We start from the raw sequence: 17680 nt of genomic DNA, 5'->3' as shown, positions 1-17680 counted from the left end.
CACCTGTTGTAGATCAGCAACAGCTCGCAAAGGGAAACGAATTCTCATTATGTGAGATGAACGGAGCTCTTGAAGGAGAACCAACTGGTCACCGGTGTCACAAGCGAGACATAAATCCAGTGCGTTCGCCCGTGGCGGCAACGCAATGGTTTCAGAGCTTTTTTAGAGTCCCGCGCGGAGGCTCAGCCCCTGCTCTCGGCCGCGTCGGCCAACCATTGCTCGATATTGGTGAAACCGTCGCGATCGCGATCGCCATTGCCGTCGGCGATCTTCGGATCGAGGCCGTGGCTGCGCTCCCACGCGTCGGGCATGCCATCCTCGTCGCTGTCCCGCGGTACGGGCAGGCTCTTGAGCTCGGGCCAGCCACCCACGTCACGCTGGCTGTCGATCTGCACGCCGGTGCGGCTACGCACCCCGGCGACGACGCGCGTATCGACTGGGTCGCGGACCTTCGACGCACCCGCGCCCGCGAGCACGCGTTCATAGGCGCGCGCGGCAGGATCGGGCGCGACGGGTGCCACCTCCACCGGCGCGGCGAGGCGATAGCCTTCGGGGGAGACGCCGGTGACGAGGCTCCACGGATCGGCGGGGATCGTGCCGTTCATGCTGTTGCCGGCGAAATACGCCTTGGCGAGCATGTTGGATTCGTTGAACGCGATCGGCTTGCCAGATTGCGGGCCGGCGACATAGGCATTGTCGACGAAATTGTAGCTGGCGAGCGTGGCCTTGTCGGCGTTGTAGCCGGAGCGGTCGCCGCCCCAATTGTAGAAGACATTCGAGCGGAAATCGAAGACGGGCCCGAGCGGATCGACTTCGGGGCCGTCGTAATTGCCGGGACGCGGCATGCGCGCGGCATGGTTGGCCCAGAGATTGTGGTGGAAGCTGATCCTCGAACCGCGCCCGCCCCGGATCAGGCTGCCATAGCCATGCTCGCCCTTGGCATGCAGCGAATGGGTCAGCGATTCCGAGATGATCGACCATTGCACCGTCAGGTCGTAAAAGCCCGCCTCCGGATCGGTATAGCGCGCCGAGGCGGAGAGCGTTTCGTCGACCGACCAGCTCGCCGAGACATGATCGAGGATGATCCGGCGGCCGCGGTCGATCCACACCGCGTCGGACTCGGTCCTCGATTCGTCGCCGAGGCGGGAGCGGATATAGCGGATCACCACATCGTCGGCGGCGACTTCGAGACGATGGTCGCGCAGCGTGATGCCGTCGCCCGGCGCCGACTGGCCGGCAATGGTGACGCGGCCCTCGCGGATCACCAGCGGCTTTGCGAGCTTGATCGTGCCCGAGACGCGGAAAAGGATCGTGCGCGGCCCATTGGCCTCGACCGCGGCGCGCAGGCTGCCGGGGCCTTTATCCTCGAGATTGGTGACGAACAGCACCTGTCCGCCGCGCCCCCCTTGGGCGAAGCGCCCCGCCCCCTCCGCGCCGGGAAAAGCGAGTTGTCCGGAATCCGGCGAAGACAGAGCGAGAAGCGCGAATGCTAGCATGAGACCTCAGGATGCCGAGAGTTGATCGAGCGCCCGGACGACCTTGCCGTTCACGCGGACATTGGCGAGCGCGACACGTTCGGTGTGCCGGATGACGCTGGGCTGAGTGACGCCGTCGAAGGTGCAATCCTTCAAGGCGATGTCGGTCACCGGCGCGCCGGGAAGCCCCTGGCTGTCGAGCACGCGCGTCGCCTTGCTGGCACGCAGCCGCTCGATATTGATGTGCCGCAGGATCGGTGTGAAGCGACCCTTGGCGCCTTCCTCATAATTGAAGTCGCAGGCGATCGCGGCGCGGCTCACCTGGCCGACATGGATGTCGCGATAATGAAAGTTCTCGAGAAATCCGCCGCGCAATGCATTGTTCTTGAAGCGGATCGCATACCAGAGATCGGGGCTGTCGAGCTGGCATTTCTCGGCGAACACCCAGCGCGCGCCGCCCGATATCTGCGAGCCGACAGTGATGCCGCCATGCCCTTCCTTCATCCGGCAATTGCGGATCAGGATGTTCTGCGAAGGTACGCCGAGGCGCCGGCCGTCCTCGTTGCGCCCGGAATTGACGGCGATGCAATCGTCGCCGGTGTCGAAGGTGCAATCCTCGATCAGCATCATGTCGACCGATTCCGGATCGGTGCCGTCGTTGTTCGGCCCATGCCCGAAGACGTCGAGCCCGCGCAAAGTGACGTTGCGGCAGAGCACCGGGTGGACATTCCAGAACGGCGAATTGCGGATGCTGACGCCCTCGATCAGCACATTCTCGCACAGATAGGGCTGAATGAAGGGCGGGCGCAGGTAATGGCCCTCGCCGAACACGCGCTTCTCCACCGGCACCCGATCCTCGGCCATCTGGAACAAGCGCGCGCGGGCCGGCCGCTGATCGGGCATCCCCTCGCGCCAGCCATATGCGACCGTGCCGCCCCAAGGGCCCTTCCACGACCACCAATGCTGCGCACTGCCCTGCCCGTCGAGCGTGCCTGCGCCGGTGACTGCGATGTTCTTCGCCTTGTACGCATAGATCAGGGGGGAATAATTGATGAGCTCCACGCCTTCCCAGCGCGTGAAAACCATCGGGTAGTGCGCGGGATCGGTGCTGAACCGCAAAGTCGCGCCGGCCGCGAGATGCAGCTCGACATTCGACTTGAGGTGCACCGCGCCGGTCAGGAAGTCTCCGGCGGGGACGAGCACCCTGCCTCCGCCCGCCGCGGCACAGGCGGCGATCGCCTTCGCGATGGATTCGGTGCTGAGCGTCGTTCTGTCGCCTTTCGCCCCGAACTTCGTGATGTCGAAAACGCGGGCCGGAAAGAGCGGCGCGCGGACGGTGCGCGCGATGTCGGCGGCGCGCTGCCACGGGTCCGCGGCCGCCAGAGCGCTGCCGGGCAACAGGGCGCCCGCTCCTGCGAGATATCCGTAACGCAACAGGTCACGCCGTGACGGCTGAATCAGCATGGACATCCTCTCGCAACGTCCGGCTCTCGCGGCCGTTGATGACACCGGTATCAGGAAATGCGGTTGAGTGGCAACCGCCCCTCTCCCGTTCGCGCTGAGCCTGTCGAAGCGTCGTTCCCGTCTTCATCCTGCCGTAGAGGAGCAGGACGGCGCTTCGACAAGCTCAGCGCGAACGGGGATTGGAATGGGCGGCACAGACGCACCTTCACAACTGCATTTGGCGCAATCGCACAGCCGGGTTATGTCCCATCGCAATGAAGCGCAGCAGCCAGCCCACGATCAACGACGTCGCCCGCATCGCCGGCGTCTCCAAGAAGACCGTCAGCCGGGTAATCAACCAGTCGCCGCTGCTGAACGGCGACACCCGCAAGCGCGTCGAGGAAGTCATCGCCGATCTCGGCTATGTCCCCAATCCGCAGGCACGCGCGCTGGCGCTTCGCCGCAACTTCCTGATCGGGCTGATCCACGACAATCCCAACGCGCAGATGGTCCTCAACGTCCAGCAGGGCATGCTCGAAGTGCTGCGCGACACCGAGTTCGAACTGATCGTCCACCCGGTCGATCGTGGTTCGCCGACGATGCTCGAGGATATCGGCCATTTCCTCGAGCGGCAGCGGCCGTTCGGCGTGATGATCCTGCCGCCGATTTCCGAGAACGACCAGCTCGCCGGGCTCTGCGCCAAACTGGGCGTGCGCTATGTCCGCATGGGTTCGGCGACGCTCGACGAGGCATCGCACATGGTCGCCTCGAACGATCGCGAGGCAGTGCGCGGCGCAGTCGAGCATCTGATCGAATCGGGGCATCGCCGGATCGGGCTGGTGCTCGGGCCGCATGGCTTCCGCTCGGCGCTCGAGCGGCAAAAGGGCTATGAGGAAGCGATCGAGCGCGCCGGGCTGCCGCTCCAGCGCACGCTGATCGTCCAGGGCGATTACAAGTTCGAATCGGGGATGCGCGCTGCCGAGCAATTGCTCGATCTCTCGCCGCGCCCCACCGCGGTGTTCGCGTCGAACGACGAGATGGCAGCCGGCGTGCTCCATGTCGCGCGCCAGCGCGGTCTCAACGTGCCGCAGGATCTGTCGATCATCGGCTTCGACGACACGCCGATCGCGTCGCACCTCTGGCCGCCGCTGACCACCGTGCGCTGGCCGATCGCGACGATGGCGCGCGCCGCGGCGCTGAAGCTCGTGAGTGGCGAAGGCGGAGGTCCGCCGGGAGAGGACGGCGAGGCATCGCTGTTCGTGTCGACGCTCATCCGAAGGGCATCGGTGGCGCCCGCCGCGGGCTGAGCTGCCAGCCGCGTTTCACTCCATTGCCGTCATCCCGGCGAAAGCCGGGATCCGGAGTTGTCAGGCCGAATGGCATGTGACTCCTGGGCCCCGGCTTTCGCCGGGGTGACGAACAGATGCAGCGACGGACCCCAAAACACAGACCACCGGTGCCTTCAGGACGCCGAGGCGAAATTGCCGCCTCGCCGCCATCAATCTATGCTGCATCGCAGCGAAGGAGGTGGTGTATATGACCCCGAAGCGAGTGCGTAAGGCTGTGTTTCCCGTCGGCGGGCTAGGTACCCGCTTTCTCCCGGCAACCAAGGCGATCCCCAAGGAGATGCTGCCGGTCGTCGATCGTCCCCTGATCCAATATGCAGTCGAGGAAGCGATCGAGGCTGGCATCGAGCAGATGATCTTCGTCACCGGCCGCGGCAAGGCGGCGATCGAAGACCATTTCGACATCGCTTTCGAACTTGAAACCACGATGAGCGGGCGCGGCAAGTCGCTCGACATCCTCGGGCGTACGCGATTGCGGCCCGGCGCGGTCGCCTATGTCCGCCAGCAGGAGCCGATGGGGCTGGGCCACGCCGTGTGGTGCGCACGCGACGTGGTCGGCGACGAGCCGTTCGCGGTGCTGCTCGCCGACGATTTCATGGTCGGGCGGCCCGGCTGCCTCAAGCAGATGATCGATGCGTATGAGCAGGTCGGCGGCAATCTGATCTGCGCCGAAGTGGTGCCCGACGAGCAGACGCATCGCTATGGTATCATCACCCCCGGCACGCACTCGGGCGCACTTACGCAAGTAAAGGGACTCGTCGAGAAACCGGCGCCGGGCACCGCCCCGTCCAATTTGTCGGTGATCGGCCGCTACATCCTGCAGCCCGAAGTGATGGGCGTGCTGGCAAGCCAGGAGAAAGGCGCCGGCGGCGAGATCCAGCTCACCGACGCGATGTCGCGGATGATCGGCGAGCAGGCCTTCCACGGGCTCACCTTCGCCGGCACCCGCTATGATTGCGGCGACAAGGCGGGCTTCCTCCACGCCAATCTGGCGATGGCGTTGGAGCGCGAGGACTTGGCCGACGAAGTCGAATTGTTCGCCGGCAACCTGCTCGCAGCGCGCCAGCTGCGCAGCGCGGCGTGAACCAGTAAGGAGTATCGGCAATGCGTATCGTGATGATCGGATCGGGCTATGTGGGGCTCGTCTCGGGGGCGTGCTTCGCCGATTTCGGACACCAGGTCACTTGCGTCGACAAGGACGAGGGCAAGATCGCGCGGCTGAACGCCGGGCAGATCCCGATCTATGAGCCGGGGCTCGACGATCTCGTCGCGCGCAACGTCGCGGCGGGCCGCCTGTCCTTCTCGACCGAGCTCGCCGGGCCGGTCGAGAAAGCGGATGTGATATTCATCGCAGTGGGCACGCCATCGCGCCGGGGCGACGGCCATGCCGATCTTTCCTATGTCTACGCAGCGGCGGCCGAGATGGCGCCGTGCCTCAAGGGCTTCACCGTGGTGGTGACCAAGTCGACCGTCCCGGTCGGCACCGGCGACGAAGTCGAGCGGATCATCGGGGAGACCAACCCCGAGGCGCAGTTCACCGTGGCCTCGAACCCGGAATTCCTGCGCGAAGGCGCCGCGATCGAGGACTTCAAGCGCCCCGACCGCATCGTCATCGGCATCGAGGACGAGCGCGCCCGCCCGGTGATGGAGGAGGTCTATCGTCCGCTCTATTTGAACCAGGCGCCGATCCTGTTCACCGGCCGGCGCACGAGCGAGCTCATCAAATATGCCGCGAACGCGTTTCTCGCGGTCAAGATCACCTTCATCAACGAAATCGCCGATCTCTGCGAAGCGGTGGGCGCCGACGTCCAGCAGGTCGCGCGCGGGATCGGGCTCGACAACCGCATCGGCGCGAAGTTCCTCCATGCCGGGCCAGGCTATGGCGGCTCGTGCTTCCCCAAGGACACGCTGGCCCTGGTCAAGACCGCCGAGGATTCGGGCACGCCCGTCCGCATCGTCGAGGCGACGGTGGCGGTCAACGACACACGAAAGCGGGCGATGGGCCGCAAGATCATCACCGCGTGCGGCGGATCGGTGCGCGGCAAGAAAATCGCCGTGCTCGGCCTGACCTTCAAGCCGAACACCGACGACATGCGCGATGCCCCGAGCCTCGCGATCATCCAGGCGCTGGAGGACAATGGCGCGAGCGTCAGCGCGTTCGATCCCGAGGGCATGGCAGCGGCGCGGCCCTTGCTGCCCAATGTCGAGTTCGCGACTTCGCCGTACGAGGCGGCCGACGGTGCCGCGGCCCTGGTGATCGTCACCGAGTGGAACGCCTTCCGCGCGCTCGATCTCGAAGCACTGCACGCGCGGATGGAGGGCGACGTATTGGTCGACCTGCGCAACATCTACCGGCCCGACACCGTGGAAGCCGCCGGCTTCACTTATACCGGTGTCGGGCGCGGACTGGCAGTTGCACCTGAAGCACTCGCGATTGCAGCAGAGTAAATCAACTTACCGTTCAGCATCTTTTCGACTTCAACTTAGCGCAAATGCGGCGAGTAACCTAGGTTACTCGCCCTTTTCGTACTACATACCCCTGAGGCGGCACAGTTGTCGGCCGCCGACACCGGGGGGTGTTTCATGCGTATTACCTGTTTGCGCCCGCTTGCGGGCGCCCTCTCTCTTTGCGTGCTCGCTTCGTGCGCAGGCGGCGGCGCCAATTCTTCCCAACAGCAATCCGGTACGGTCGTCATTGCGGCCGAACCCGAAACGACCACTGCCGTTGCAGCGCCAGCGCAAGTCCAGGACGCGGCAACCAGCACCAGCACCAACAGCTTCGCGGCCTTCGACTTCGGCAACGGCACAAAGCTGCCGCCCAAGGCGACGCTGTCGATCGGCGCGGCGGTGTTCAACCCGGGCGCATCGGTCGCCTATGTGCCGGTGACGCTCAACCAGCAGACGCCCAATACCGTGATCGCCCGCGTGATCACCGTAAACGGAACGGACGCCAACAAAGCGATCTCGGGCTATCAGTACAAGGCGACCGAAGATGTGGTGATCTTCCGCCCGGGCGATCCGCTGCGCCAGACCGTGTCGGTGCCGATCCTCGACGCGACCGACGGGCAGCAATTCTCGCTCAAGCTGCGCGAGGCGCCGTGGGGTGCGAACCAGGGCACGGCATCGGCGACCGTCACGGCGGATGCCGATGCCGCCGCCACTGCCCCGGCCACATGGGGCTTCCGCAATCCGCGGACCTTCCGCACCTATGGCACGCTTCAATATGAGATGACCCCAAGCACGATGCGCTGGTCCGATGCCGGCTGGTCGGGTGCGTGGTCGACCGCGCTCTCGCACGGCCGCGCCCAGCCTGCCAACGGCGAGACCGGCCTCTATCTTGACGAAAGTCTCTACCCGTGGGTCGAGCCGCCGCTGCGCTACACCGACGAGGGGCTGGTGTTCCACACCCAGAAGCTCTGGTCGCCGATCACCTATAACGGCGTGGCCTACAATTACGGGTCGGTGGTGCTGAGCGGGCACAATACGCCCTCCACGCATATCGGCTATGGCCAATATGAGTGGGTCGCCAAGATGCCGACGCGGCGAGGGTCATGGCCGGCCTTCTGGCTGATCTCGACTTCGGGCTGGCCGCCTGAAATCGATGTCTATGAAGGCTTCGGATATCAGAGCTACTGGGATTTCGACCGGCACGTCTCGGCGACGATCCATGGCGGCACCGGCGGGGTGCGCTATTTCCAGCGCGGCACCAACATCCAGGCCGAGCAGGCCTATGGAATGTCGGGCTTCTCGCAAGGCTTCCATCGCTATGCCGTCGATATCGGGCCCGAATACATCACCTGGTTCGTCGACGGGCTGGAGACCTATCAGAGCGTCAATCCGTTCCGCGGCTTCCGCTTCTACCCGATCATGGATGTCGCGGTGAAGACGACCGGCAGCTACGACGACGGTTCGGGCGACATGGTGGTCAAGAGCTTCCGCGCCTGGGCGAACTGAGCGGGTTGGGAGCGGCGTAAATCGCGTCGCTCCCGCCTGCCAGCGCATAGAGGCGGGCGAGCGCCTTTACCCATTGGCCGGCGATGTCGAGGCGGCGGTGGCGTTGCCACGCCAGCGCCGGCAGCGCGGCGGTGCGCAGGCCGAGCAATGCGAGCGAACGCAGGCCAAGGCCGACACGCCCGATCAGCCCGCGCTGCTTGCGGGCGACACGCGTATCGGTGACGCCGATCCGCCACATCCGCCGCAGCACCCATGCCCTTCTCGCGCGATCCGCGCCGACCCATTCGGAGACGCGCGCACCCGGCGCCCAGGCGAAGGTGAAGCCGATCGCCTTCAAACGCGTGAGGAAATCGAGATCCTCGCCACCGCTGCGATTGAAGGCGGGATCGAACCACGGGGCGCCCAGCGCTACCAATGCGGGCCGCATCACCAGCAGGTTGTTGCTCGCGTAGAGCATCTCGGCGGGCCCCTCGGGGCGCTGCTCGGGGCGGAATATGAGCGTCTGCTCGGCCCAGTCGGGCGTGCCTTCGCGGAAGACCGGAATGACCGGTCCGCCGACCACCGCGGCATCGGTGCGCTGCTGCACGGTGAGCAACGCCGCCAGCCATTGCGGCTCGGGCCATTCGTCGTCGTCGATCATCACCAACCGCTGCATCCCCTCCATGGAGAGCGCATGCGCGACAATCGCATTGCGGACATGACACAGACCGGGTTCGGGCACGCGGATGACTTCGATCGGGATCGGGAGCCCCTTCTCCGCCATCGCGGCCGCTACCGCCGCCCCTTCCCCGCCGGCATCATTGTCCGCGACGAGCAATGCCGCATCCTCCAGCCGATCGAGCTTCGCGATCGCCTCGATCAAATGACGCAGCTGGTCGGGGCGCCGGAAGGTCGGGATCGCGATGATCGTCGAGGCGCGCATGCCTATTCGGCGGCCTGCTGGAACGGCAGCGGCGGCCGCGGCACCACACGGCGCTCGAGCTTCTTGATCGCGCGGTGGCCCGGCACTTCGATCAGCAGATAGCTCGCCCAGCATACCAGCCATGTCGCGATCAGCGTGCCGGCGTAGAACGCCCAGTCGAACCCGGAGAATCCATGGCGGTGGGCGATCCCCATCACGCGCGCAAAGACGTCGCGGACCAGCGGGTGCCAGAGATAGATCGAATAGCTGATCAGCCCGAGATGGAACACCACCGGATTCGCGAGCAGCGCCCGCGACGCGCGGCCGTCATAGTAGCAGGCGATCACGAGCAGCGGGAAACACAGCGCCGCCACGACATCGCCGCCGGGGATCAGCAATGCCAGGACGAGCAGCGCGCAGCTCCCGAGAAAGCCGTGTTCGCCGCCCAGTAGGCGCGCGCACAACGAGTGCCGCGCGACGCGGAAGGCAGTCACCCCCAGCGCGAAGCCGGCGAGACAGCGCAGCACCGGCAGGACCGAGTTCCCGTCATTGACGTCGAGCGGCCCACGCGAACCGTGGCCGAACATCGCGACGAGGAACAGCAGCGCCACCGCACCGGCGACCTGCAGCCAGACCCCGCGGGAGAAAGCGAGGATCGCGATCAACGGAAACAGCAGATAGGCGACGAGTTCGGTGCTCACCGACCAGCTGTTGCCGGCAAGCGCCTGCGTCCCCCATCCCCAGCTCTGGATCATCAGCACGTTGGTAATGATGTTGGCCGGCGTCAGCGCCACGGCCTGATCGCCCGAGACATTGACGAGGATGCGGGCGAGGAACACCAGAGCGACGACGAAATGGAGCGGCCAGACGCGGGCCATACGGTTGAGCAGGAAATCGCCATAGCTCGCCGCGCTCGGGCGCTTCACCACGCGTTCGTAATAGCCGATCGAGATGACGAAGCCGCTGAGCACGAAGAACAGGTCGACTGCCAGATAGGCGCGCGAGAACAGCCCGATCGCATAATCCTGGAAAGCGGGCGAATGCGGGATGTGATAGAGCAGCACTGCGACTGCAGCGAGGCCGCGCAGGCCGGTCAAGGACGCGATTCTCATGCCGGCACTCCGTGTGTTTCGATACTCGCCCGGCGCGGCGGCGCGGCATCGAACGCCGCCGCCATCTCCGCCCAGAGCCGCTTTCGGCGAAGGTCCGCGTCGAGCGGCAGCCCGCGCGACTTCTGCCCGTCGGGCCAGCGATATTCGGGGTAGGTCGACAGCCACGAATAGCGGTCGGACAGGCCCCAGCTCAGCACCGAGCCCATGGCCGGATTGTCGAGCGCGACGTCGAGAAACGCCCTCCCCACCGCCGCGACCTGCGCGTCGCGCGCCGTGACGTCGGCGGGCCCGCCGCGATCGGCGATATCGAACTCGGTGATCGCTATTCCCAACCCCATCCCGCGCACGCGATCGAGGAAATCGGCGAAGATGCGCTCGTCAAACGGCTCGCGGAACGGCTTGAGGTGCCCCTGCACGCCCAGCGCGTCGATCGGCACGCCGCGCGACAGGGCGCCCTCCAGCAGCTGCAGGATCGCATCCCGGCGCGCGGCGCAGCGGCGCGAATTGTGCTCGAGTCCGAAATCGGTGAGGAACAGCTTGGCCTTGGGATCGGATTCGCGGGCGATCTGGAACGCCAGGTCGACATAGCGGTCGCCGAACGCCTGTTCCCAGATGTTCTTGGTGCGCATCCCGTCGCGGCGGCCCTGGTTAGGCTCGACGGGCTCGTTGACCACGTCCCATTCGGTGATGCGCCCGGCATAGCGGCGCATCGCCGTCTGGATATAGCCGCCGAGGAGATCCTCGCGGCCGCGCGGACTGGCGCCGGGCAGCGCCGCCTCGAGCCAGGGCGGGTTCGCCGCGTACCAGACCAGGGTATGCCCGCGCGCGGCGAGGCCATGTTTCTGGGCGAAATCGATCAGTTTGTCGGCACCGCTGAAGTCATATGTGCCTTGCTTCGCCTGCGTGACATGGCGCTTGAGTTCATATTCCTCGACGATCACCCCCGCCTCGCGCAGCACCGCGGCAGTGAAATCCGGATCCTTGGCGATCTGGCTCGACTTGATCGCGCAGCCGAAATGCTGCCCGCTCTTGCGGGCACGGGCGTCGAGCCCGGGTCCGCTGATATCGGGCTCCGGCGGCACGAAAGGTACTGCGCTGGTGGTGAGCGGGACGCTGCACGCCGCCGCGGCGCCGGCGATGAAGGTGCGCCGCTTCATATCCGGGCGCCCCGCACCCGGCTGGTCAATGAGATCCATCGATCTGCCGCTTTTCGATAAACATTATCAGGGATAATGATTTGCAATAGCACGATAGCAGCGACGCGCGGGCGGAAGGCGCCGTGACGCAGGGCGTCGAAATAATAAAGCAGCGCCGTGCGTCGGCTGGTCGGCCAGACGCTCTTCGCGGCGTGCCAGCCCATATAGGCGGAATAGGCGCGCGCCGAGATGTGCGGGCGCAGATCCTTGAGCCAGGCGAGGTTGCCGATATTGGCGCGGACCTGCGACAGACGGTTCTCGGTCTTGCGATCGGCCCATACCACTGTCGCGCGCTGCGCCATCAGAAAGCGCGCACCCGCCAGCGACAGCCGCACCGCGAAATCGGTATCGTCGCCGAAGCCGACATCCTCGCGATAGCGCACCGTGTTCGCCAGCGTCCGGCGCAGCGCGAGGCTGCTGGTCTGGATGAAGCCGCGCTCGCACATCAGATAGCGATCGACGGTCTCGCCGCTCAATATCTCGCGATAGGGCTTGAGGAAGTGCCGCCCCGAGCCGCGATCGACCACCACGCGGCAATAGGCCACGACATCGTCGCCCTGCGCGAGCAATGGCAGCAGATCGGCGAGGTGATCGGGAAAAAAGCGATCGTCCGAATCGAGGAAGGCGACATAGCGCCCGCGCGCATAGTCGATACCGCGATTGCGCGCCGCCGCCGCCCCGGCATTGGGCTGGACGATGACGTGGAGCCGCTCGTCGCCGATCGCGGCGACTGCGCTCGCGGTGCCGTCGGTCGAGCCGTCGTCGACGACGATGACCTCGATGTCGCGGACATTCTGCTCGAGCGCGGACTGCACCGCCTCGACGACGGCGTCACGCCGGTTGAAGGTGGGGATGACGACCGTGAATAACGGTCCCTCCGTTGCGTTCGCCCCGGTTGGCTGAGGCTGGCTAGCCGCGTCCATTCACTTGCCCGCCTTGCCAGCCAGCGCCTCGGGCTTGCCGAAGCGATGGACGAACTGGTTCACCAGCGAACGGTAGAAGGACTTGGGGAGGTAGGAGCGGAGCAACTGGCGCGCGAGGATGCGCGCCGGCACGCGCCCGTAGAACAGGCCGCGGACCAGTTCGGGGATCGTCGCGAGCGGACGAACCGGCGCCATGTGATAGGCGAGCACCGTGGCGCGATAGCCGTGTCGCGCCCGGCTGGTGAGCAAATGCCCGCAGCGATCGAGCCAGTCGAGCGAGGTCTCATAGCCGCGGACATAGGAGGTCCGCCCCACTTCGGTCGCGTCGAGCCAGATGGTGAGCGGCTGCTCGATCATCCGGAAGCGCGCGCCGGCAACTTGCAGCCGTACGGCGAAATCCAGATCCTGCCCCTTCTTCAGCGCGGGATCGAAGCGCACGCGCTTGGCGAGCGCGGTGGGCACGACGAGCGTCGAGGTTTGCATGAACTGGTTGGCGCAGAACAGATACTCGCCGACATCCTCATCCTCGCGGATTCCCCGCTCGGGCCGGACCCAGTAACGGTCGACTCCGCGGTCGACGTTCATCTGCGAATAGAGGACCGTATCGTCCTCGTCGGGCAAAGCCGCCGCCATGATCGAGAGCTTGCCGGGCAGGAACTGATCGTCGGAGTCGAGGAACGCGATATAGCGCCCGCGCGCCTCCTCGATCCCGCGGTTGCGCGCCGCGCCGCCGCCGGCATTGTCCTGGCGGACATAGCGGATGCGTGGATCGCCGATCGCAGCCACCACCGGCTCGGGATCGTCCTTCGATCCGTCGTCGACGACGATGATCTCGAAATCGCCGAAATCCTGGGTCAGTACCGAGCGGATCGTCGTCGTGACGATCTCCGCCCGATTGTAGAGCGGGATCACCACCGAAAAGGTGGGCTGGCCGGTGTCGTTCCTCATGCGCCGTGCACCTTGCGATATTCTTCGTAGTGATTGCCGGTGAGCGCGGCGATCTTGCCCGCCGCGCGATAGAGCTTGCCGAGCCGCTCGATCCGCTTGCCGGGGTCGAACGTCAGCGCACCGAGCGAGCCGAGCACGAAGCCGCCGACGATGCGCGGCGCCTCGGCGGTCGCCACCTTGATCGGCGTGCTGTGAGTCAGCGCAGTGATCGTATCGGTCATCCCGATCCGGTAGCCGCGCATCAGCAGCCATTTGGTCGTGATGCGGCTCGCCGGAATCAGCTCGGTGACGCGCGCGTCGTCGGCCCAGGCGAAGCGCCGCCCGCCGCGCCGCATCCGGGTGAAGAGCTCCTTGTCGGAGCCGCCGGTGAGCGCCATCGCCTCGTCGAACGGCGTATCGCCGAGCGCCCGCAGCGCCTCGGCCGCGATCAGCACATTGGCCGTGCTGTCGACCAGCTCGACCACGCCCGAGGCGCCGCGCAGCTTCGGCCGGAGGATCGGATGCTCCATCATCCAGGACGGCACGTCGCCTTCCATCTCGCGCAGCACCGCGCCGCCGACCACATCGCCGCGCGTCGCGGCCTGACATGCCAGCATCGCGTGGAGCCAGTGCGGATCGGCCGCCTCGTCGTCGTCGAGCATCGCGACGAAGCGGATGTCGGGCAGCCGCAGCGCCGCGGCGACGAGGGCGTTGCGAACCTGCGGGATGCCGGGTTGGGCAACCGTCAGCAGCTCGAGCGGCCAGCGATAGCCCTCCGCCCGCAGCGCCTTGGCTGCGGCGATCCCCTCCTGCTTCTCCGCGTCGTTATCCGCGACGATCACCGTAACCGCGCGCTCGGTCTGCAGCGCGGCGAGCGAGCGGAGCGTACGGGTGATCCCTTTCGGCCGCTGGCGCGTGGCAATGCAGATGGCGATTTCGGTCATGCAGGGACTCCGGTGGGAAGGGTGCGCGCGCGCTGGCGGTGCCAGCGCGGCCGCTCGACCGCCTTGAACGAGGCGTGCGCGATGGCGATCGATGAGAGGAAGATCACCCAGACCTGGCGATCCTTGTCGAAGAACGAGGTCTCGAGCAGGTTCTGGTAGAGCACGAAGCTCCAGATCGCGAAGGCGCTCGCCATCAGCGTGGCGTTCTGCTTCGTGGTGCCGGTCAGGAACCAGTAAGCCGGCAGCGCCACGAACGAGAGCAGCAGCAGCACCAGCCCGACCGGGCCGGTGGTGACGAGTATCTCGAGATAGCCGTTGTGCGAATGCGCGGTTAGCAGCTGGAATTGCTGGTTGAGATACTGGTGCGAGGGCGAGAGATCGCCCACCTGCCAGAAGCCGCCGAAGCCCGCGCCAAGCCAGGGATGATCGGCAAGGTAATCGATCGCGACCCTCCAGATCGAGACGCGTCCGGTGAAGGCGGTGGGATCGGCGAACCAGCGTTCGATCAGCGGCTGGAAGGCGATGTAGAGCGCGAGGAACAGCAGCATGCCGAGCCCGACGAGCAGCAACAGCACCGCCCGCTTGGCGACCGACTGGCTGAGCAACCGATAGACAGAACTGACTGCGAGGATCGCGAAGCACAGGGCAAGCGAGGTCTTGCTCTTCGTGCCGACCACGAAGATGAACGCCATCACCGAGAACAGCGCATAATACCACTTTTTGGACGTGAAATAAGCGTGCGCGGTGACCACGAAGGTGAGCGCCATCACCGCACCGGCGATGTTCTTGTGAAAGAAGAAGCCCCGCCACGCGCCGATCAGCGCCTTGTCGCTCTCGGTCGGCGGATGGACCGCATTGGGCGTGATCGGCAGCGATATCCAACAGATCAGCAGCGACGTCACCAGAGCCGCCACCAGGGTGCGATAGATCCGCTCCGGTCCGAGCAAGGCGAGCGAGAGGAAAGTGATGTAGATCACGATCACCTGCTGCATCACGCGCTTGAACGAGACGAAGGGGTCGATGCCCCACGCGCAGCTGATCAGGAACCAGCCGAGCATCAGCAGCAGCGGCCAATAGGTGAAGCGATATTGCGGTCTGTAGCGCCGCACGAGCTCGAGCAGCGTCAGCAACATCGCGAAACCGATGAAGAAGGCCTGTTTGAACGGATCCGATCCGTCATTGTTCGCCGCCATCGCGACCAGCTGCTCCTGGTTGCGCGACGAGAAAGGCTGCTGCCCGATGAAGATCAGCATCAGGAAAATGTAATAAACGGCCTGCGCGATCGGGATCAGCGCTTCGGCGCGTGCCGGCGCGGCGCCCCCCGTGCGATGCGGAGCGCGGCCGCGATACCAGGGAAGCGCGAGGCTCATTCCGCCGCCTCGCGCTGCTTGCGCCGCCAGTCATGGTCCAGCCGCCAGATGCCGAGCATCATCACGAGCTGCGCCAGCACTACCCCGCCAATCGTGTAGACCGATGGCGCGAACAGCGTGATCGCAACCACCGCGGCGACGCCGACGACGCAGCTCCGCACGCTGGTCGCCGCGAGCGGCCGGAACGCGCCGCGCGCCTGGGTGAGCACGCTCATCGGCGCCTGGAGGCACTGCACCAGCGACAGCGCGGCACATAGTCCGACCGCGATCATCACCGTTTCCACCGATAGGGTCGGCTTGATGATCACTTGCGGGACGAGCCAGAGGATCAGCGCCGCGGTCACCACCGTCGCGATCCAGATCACCACCAGAGCGGCCATGAAGGCCCGCACCGATCCGCGCGCCGATCGCTCGTCGCCCTGCCCCACCGCGCGCGCCATGCGCGGGCGCTCGAGCTGAGTCAGTGCAGTGATGCAGACGTTGACCGGGCGGAAGAACAGCATGCCGACTGCGATCGGCGCGAATGCTGCGGGGCCGGCGAACAAGGTGACGATATAGCTGTGCGCGTTCGACGTCGCCTCGGTAGTGATCACGCCGATCAGCGTCCACGCCGATTGCCGCTTCCACACCGGGCGATAGTCGCCAAAGGCGCGGCCGAGCCTGGTCGGCCGATGTCGGGACAGGAAGCCCGTGCCGAAGGGGATCAGGGCGAGCAGCCCGGCACCGGCGATCACCGCCCCGAACAGCTCGAGCCGCGCGCCGATCGCGAGCGTCGCACCCACGCCTGCGACGACGAGCATTGCATAGACCAGGTCCGAGACCGCGGCGCCGCCCGGCTTGTGATGCGCATAGGAAATGGCGCGCCCGAACCAGCGGAGCAGCGAGAACATCCCCGCCAGCCCGAACGCCGCGGCGGCCCAAGGGCCCGCCATGATCCAGCCGATCGCCGCGCAGAGCAGCCCCTGCGACAGCGCGAGCAGCAGGTTCATCGGAAAGAAGAAGTCGAAGCCCCCCGCACCCTCCGCCCCGTCCTCGCGCTGGTTCACTGCGATCGCATAGGGCGTCGAAACGAGCGCATTGGACAGGCCGTAGCCGAGCTGGATTATCACCAGCAGGAAAGCGAGCGTACCGATCTCGCTCGCCTCCAGCCGCCGTACCGATACGAGCTGAACGAGCAGGTGGCTGACCGACACCACGGCCGACGACATGCTCGCCAATCCGAACCGCGCCAGCGTCGCGCGGATCGGCTTCTTTCCAGGAGGCAAGGCAGTCGCCTCAGCCATTCCGGTGCTTCCAGATCAGATACAGTGCATGCGGATTGGTCGTGAGATAGCGCCACGCCAAATGCCGCGGATTGGTCGCCATACGGTGAAGCCATTCGAGGCCGGCATTCTGCATCCACTGCGGCGCGCGTGGGTAATCGCCGGTGATATAGTTGAACAGCCCGCCGCAAGTGACGATCCAGCCAGCCCTGATCCGATCGCGGTTGCGCACGCAGAACGCCTGTTCGCGCGGCTTGCCGGTGCCGACCCAGAGCACATCGGGAGCGGCGGCGTTGATCGCGTCGATCACCGCGTCCTCTTCGTCCGCCTTCCAGAAGCCGTTGCGGCGCCCCGCCAGTTCCAGACCCGGCGTGTCCGCGCAGATCTTGTCGGCACAATCCTTGTTCACCTGTTCGGTGCCGCCGAGCAGATAATAACGCACCTCACCCGCCGACGCGCCGGGAAGGCTGTCGATGAACATGTCGGTGGTGCTCGATCGATCGGCGATCTGCGGGCCGCCCAGCCAGCGCGACGCCTTGACGATCACCTGGCCGTCGGCGTGGATCAGATCGGCCTGCGCCAGATCTTTCGCAAAGGCCTTGTCAGTGGCGTTGAGCGACAGGCCATGGCCGTTGCAGTCGAACACCAACAAGGGCTGTTCTCCCGCGGCGAGCCGCAGCGGCGCGTCGCGCAGCATCCGTTCGATCAGCGCACGGAGCGACAGCGTCGACACCGGCACACCGCCCACCCAGGCGGTCTCCGAATACCCGCTGCCGTCCGCGCCGCTCCCGCTCAAGGGGAATTCGAGGGTGGCGTTTCCGTGCATC

At 65.9% G+C, this 17680-nt stretch carries 15 protein-coding genes; 4 read left to right on the top strand and 11 right to left on the bottom strand.

The window, feature by feature from the left end; genetic code table 11:
* Positions 1-182: 182 nt before the first annotated feature.
* Complete coding sequence (locus ASE13_RS05410; protein ID WP_056612452.1) at positions 183-1496, bottom strand: polysaccharide lyase family 1 protein; 1314 nt, start codon at positions 1494-1496, stop codon at positions 183-185.
* 6 nt (positions 1497-1502) lie between these two features.
* Positions 1503-2873, bottom strand: coding sequence for a glycoside hydrolase family 28 protein (locus ASE13_RS05405; protein ID WP_235536853.1), 1371 nt, complete (start codon positions 2871-2873; stop codon positions 1503-1505).
* Between the two features lie 320 nt (positions 2874-3193).
* On the opposite strand from ASE13_RS05405, the gene ASE13_RS05400 reads away from it, so the two are divergent.
* The 4 genes from ASE13_RS05400 to ASE13_RS05385 all read left to right on the top strand — a co-directional run bounded on the left by ASE13_RS05400 (position 3194) and on the right by ASE13_RS05385 (position 8218).
* Positions 3194-4225 carry a LacI family DNA-binding transcriptional regulator gene (locus tag ASE13_RS05400; RefSeq protein ID WP_056612447.1) on the top strand — a complete coding sequence of 344 codons (1032 nt, stop codon included), beginning with the start codon at positions 3194-3196 and terminating at the stop codon, positions 4223-4225.
* A 229-nt stretch (positions 4226-4454) separates the two neighbouring features.
* Positions 4455-5348, top strand: coding sequence for a UTP--glucose-1-phosphate uridylyltransferase GalU (galU, locus tag ASE13_RS05395; RefSeq protein WP_056612444.1), 894 nt, complete (start codon positions 4455-4457; stop codon positions 5346-5348).
* 20 nt (positions 5349-5368) lie between these two features.
* Positions 5369-6712, top strand: coding sequence for a UDP-glucose dehydrogenase family protein (locus ASE13_RS05390; RefSeq protein ID WP_056612441.1), 1344 nt, complete (start codon positions 5369-5371; stop codon positions 6710-6712).
* 183 nt (positions 6713-6895) lie between these two features.
* Positions 6896-8218 carry a family 16 glycosylhydrolase gene (locus ASE13_RS05385; protein WP_235536852.1) on the top strand — a complete coding sequence of 441 codons (1323 nt, stop codon included), beginning with the start codon at positions 6896-6898 and terminating at the stop codon, positions 8216-8218.
* On the opposite strand, the gene ASE13_RS05380 is transcribed toward ASE13_RS05385, so the two are convergent.
* The 9 genes from ASE13_RS05380 to ASE13_RS05340 are packed head-to-tail and all read right to left on the bottom strand — an operon-like array spanning position 8190 to position 17679.
* Complete coding sequence (locus tag ASE13_RS05380) at positions 8190-9140, bottom strand: glycosyltransferase family 2 protein (protein WP_056612439.1); 951 nt, start codon at positions 9138-9140, stop codon at positions 8190-8192. The genes ASE13_RS05385 and ASE13_RS05380 overlap by 29 nt on opposite strands.
* A gap of 2 nt (positions 9141-9142) precedes the next feature.
* On the bottom strand, positions 9143-10231 hold the full coding sequence (locus ASE13_RS05375; RefSeq protein ID WP_056612436.1) for an acyltransferase family protein: 1089 nt from the start codon (positions 10229-10231) through the stop codon (positions 9143-9145).
* Positions 10228-11388 carry an endo-1,4-beta-xylanase gene (locus tag ASE13_RS05370; protein ID WP_056612432.1) on the bottom strand — a complete coding sequence of 387 codons (1161 nt, stop codon included), beginning with the start codon at positions 11386-11388 and terminating at the stop codon, positions 10228-10230. Before ASE13_RS05370 ends, ASE13_RS05375 begins: the two co-directional genes overlap by 4 nt.
* Positions 11385-12350: a glycosyltransferase family 2 protein gene (locus ASE13_RS05365; RefSeq protein ID WP_056612431.1), complete on the bottom strand. Its 966-nt coding sequence runs from the start codon at positions 12348-12350 to the stop codon at positions 11385-11387. The genes ASE13_RS05370 and ASE13_RS05365 overlap by 4 nt, the downstream gene beginning before the upstream one ends.
* Positions 12351-13298: a glycosyltransferase family 2 protein gene (locus ASE13_RS05360; protein WP_056612427.1), complete on the bottom strand. Its 948-nt coding sequence runs from the start codon at positions 13296-13298 to the stop codon at positions 12351-12353. It lies immediately after the preceding gene.
* A complete protein-coding gene (locus ASE13_RS05355; RefSeq protein WP_056612424.1) occupies positions 13295-14221 on the bottom strand; it encodes a glycosyltransferase family 2 protein in 927 nt (308 codons plus the stop codon). Before ASE13_RS05355 ends, ASE13_RS05360 begins: the two co-directional genes overlap by 4 nt.
* Positions 14218-15591 (bottom strand): O-antigen ligase family protein, encoded by a 1374-nt coding sequence (locus ASE13_RS05350; protein WP_056612420.1) that lies wholly within the window; start codon positions 15589-15591, stop codon positions 14218-14220. Before ASE13_RS05350 ends, ASE13_RS05355 begins: the two co-directional genes overlap by 4 nt.
* On the bottom strand, positions 15588-16874 hold the full coding sequence (locus ASE13_RS05345) for a polysaccharide biosynthesis protein (protein ID WP_056612414.1): 1287 nt from the start codon (positions 16872-16874) through the stop codon (positions 15588-15590). Before ASE13_RS05345 ends, ASE13_RS05350 begins: the two co-directional genes overlap by 4 nt.
* A complete protein-coding gene (locus ASE13_RS05340; protein ID WP_082596380.1) occupies positions 16867-17679 on the bottom strand; it encodes a WecB/TagA/CpsF family glycosyltransferase in 813 nt (270 codons plus the stop codon). The genes ASE13_RS05345 and ASE13_RS05340 overlap by 8 nt, the downstream gene beginning before the upstream one ends.
* Between the last annotated feature and the right edge of the window lies 1 nt (position 17680).

This window comes from Sphingomonas sp. Root241, from assembly GCF_001428865.1.
Lineage (GTDB): Bacteria > Pseudomonadota > Alphaproteobacteria > Sphingomonadales > Sphingomonadaceae > Sphingomonas.
This window is presented reverse-complemented; position numbering and strand designations above follow the sequence as displayed.

Bases quoted from the DNA above. Each gene is read 5' to 3' on its own strand.
- ASE13_RS05370 (WP_056612432.1), bottom strand. From the start codon at position 11,388: ATGAAGCGGCGCACCTTCATCGCCGGCGCCGCGGCGGCGTGCAGCGTC.
- ASE13_RS05400 (WP_056612447.1), top strand. From the start codon at position 3,194: ATGAAGCGCAGCAGCCAGCCCACGATCAACGACGTCGCCCGCATCGCC.
- galU (WP_056612444.1), top strand. From the start codon at position 4,455: ATGACCCCGAAGCGAGTGCGTAAGGCTGTGTTTCCCGTCGGCGGGCTA.
- ASE13_RS05340 (WP_082596380.1), bottom strand. From the start codon at position 17,679: ATGCACGGAAACGCCACCCTCGAATTCCCCTTGAGCGGGAGCGGCGCG.
- ASE13_RS05360 (WP_056612427.1), bottom strand. From the start codon at position 13,298: ATGAGGAACGACACCGGCCAGCCCACCTTTTCGGTGGTGATCCCGCTC.
- ASE13_RS05410 (WP_056612452.1), bottom strand. From the start codon at position 1,496: ATGCTAGCATTCGCGCTTCTCGCTCTGTCTTCGCCGGATTCCGGACAA.
- ASE13_RS05350 (WP_056612420.1), bottom strand. From the start codon at position 15,591: ATGAGCCTCGCGCTTCCCTGGTATCGCGGCCGCGCTCCGCATCGCACG.
- ASE13_RS05365 (WP_056612431.1), bottom strand. From the start codon at position 12,350: ATGGACGCGGCTAGCCAGCCTCAGCCAACCGGGGCGAACGCAACGGAG.
- ASE13_RS05390 (WP_056612441.1), top strand. From the start codon at position 5,369: ATGCGTATCGTGATGATCGGATCGGGCTATGTGGGGCTCGTCTCGGGG.
- ASE13_RS05345 (WP_056612414.1), bottom strand. From the start codon at position 16,874: ATGGCTGAGGCGACTGCCTTGCCTCCTGGAAAGAAGCCGATCCGCGCG.
- ASE13_RS05375 (WP_056612436.1), bottom strand. From the start codon at position 10,231: ATGAGAATCGCGTCCTTGACCGGCCTGCGCGGCCTCGCTGCAGTCGCA.
- ASE13_RS05380 (WP_056612439.1), bottom strand. From the start codon at position 9,140: ATGCGCGCCTCGACGATCATCGCGATCCCGACCTTCCGGCGCCCCGAC.
- ASE13_RS05355 (WP_056612424.1), bottom strand. From the start codon at position 14,221: ATGACCGAAATCGCCATCTGCATTGCCACGCGCCAGCGGCCGAAAGGG.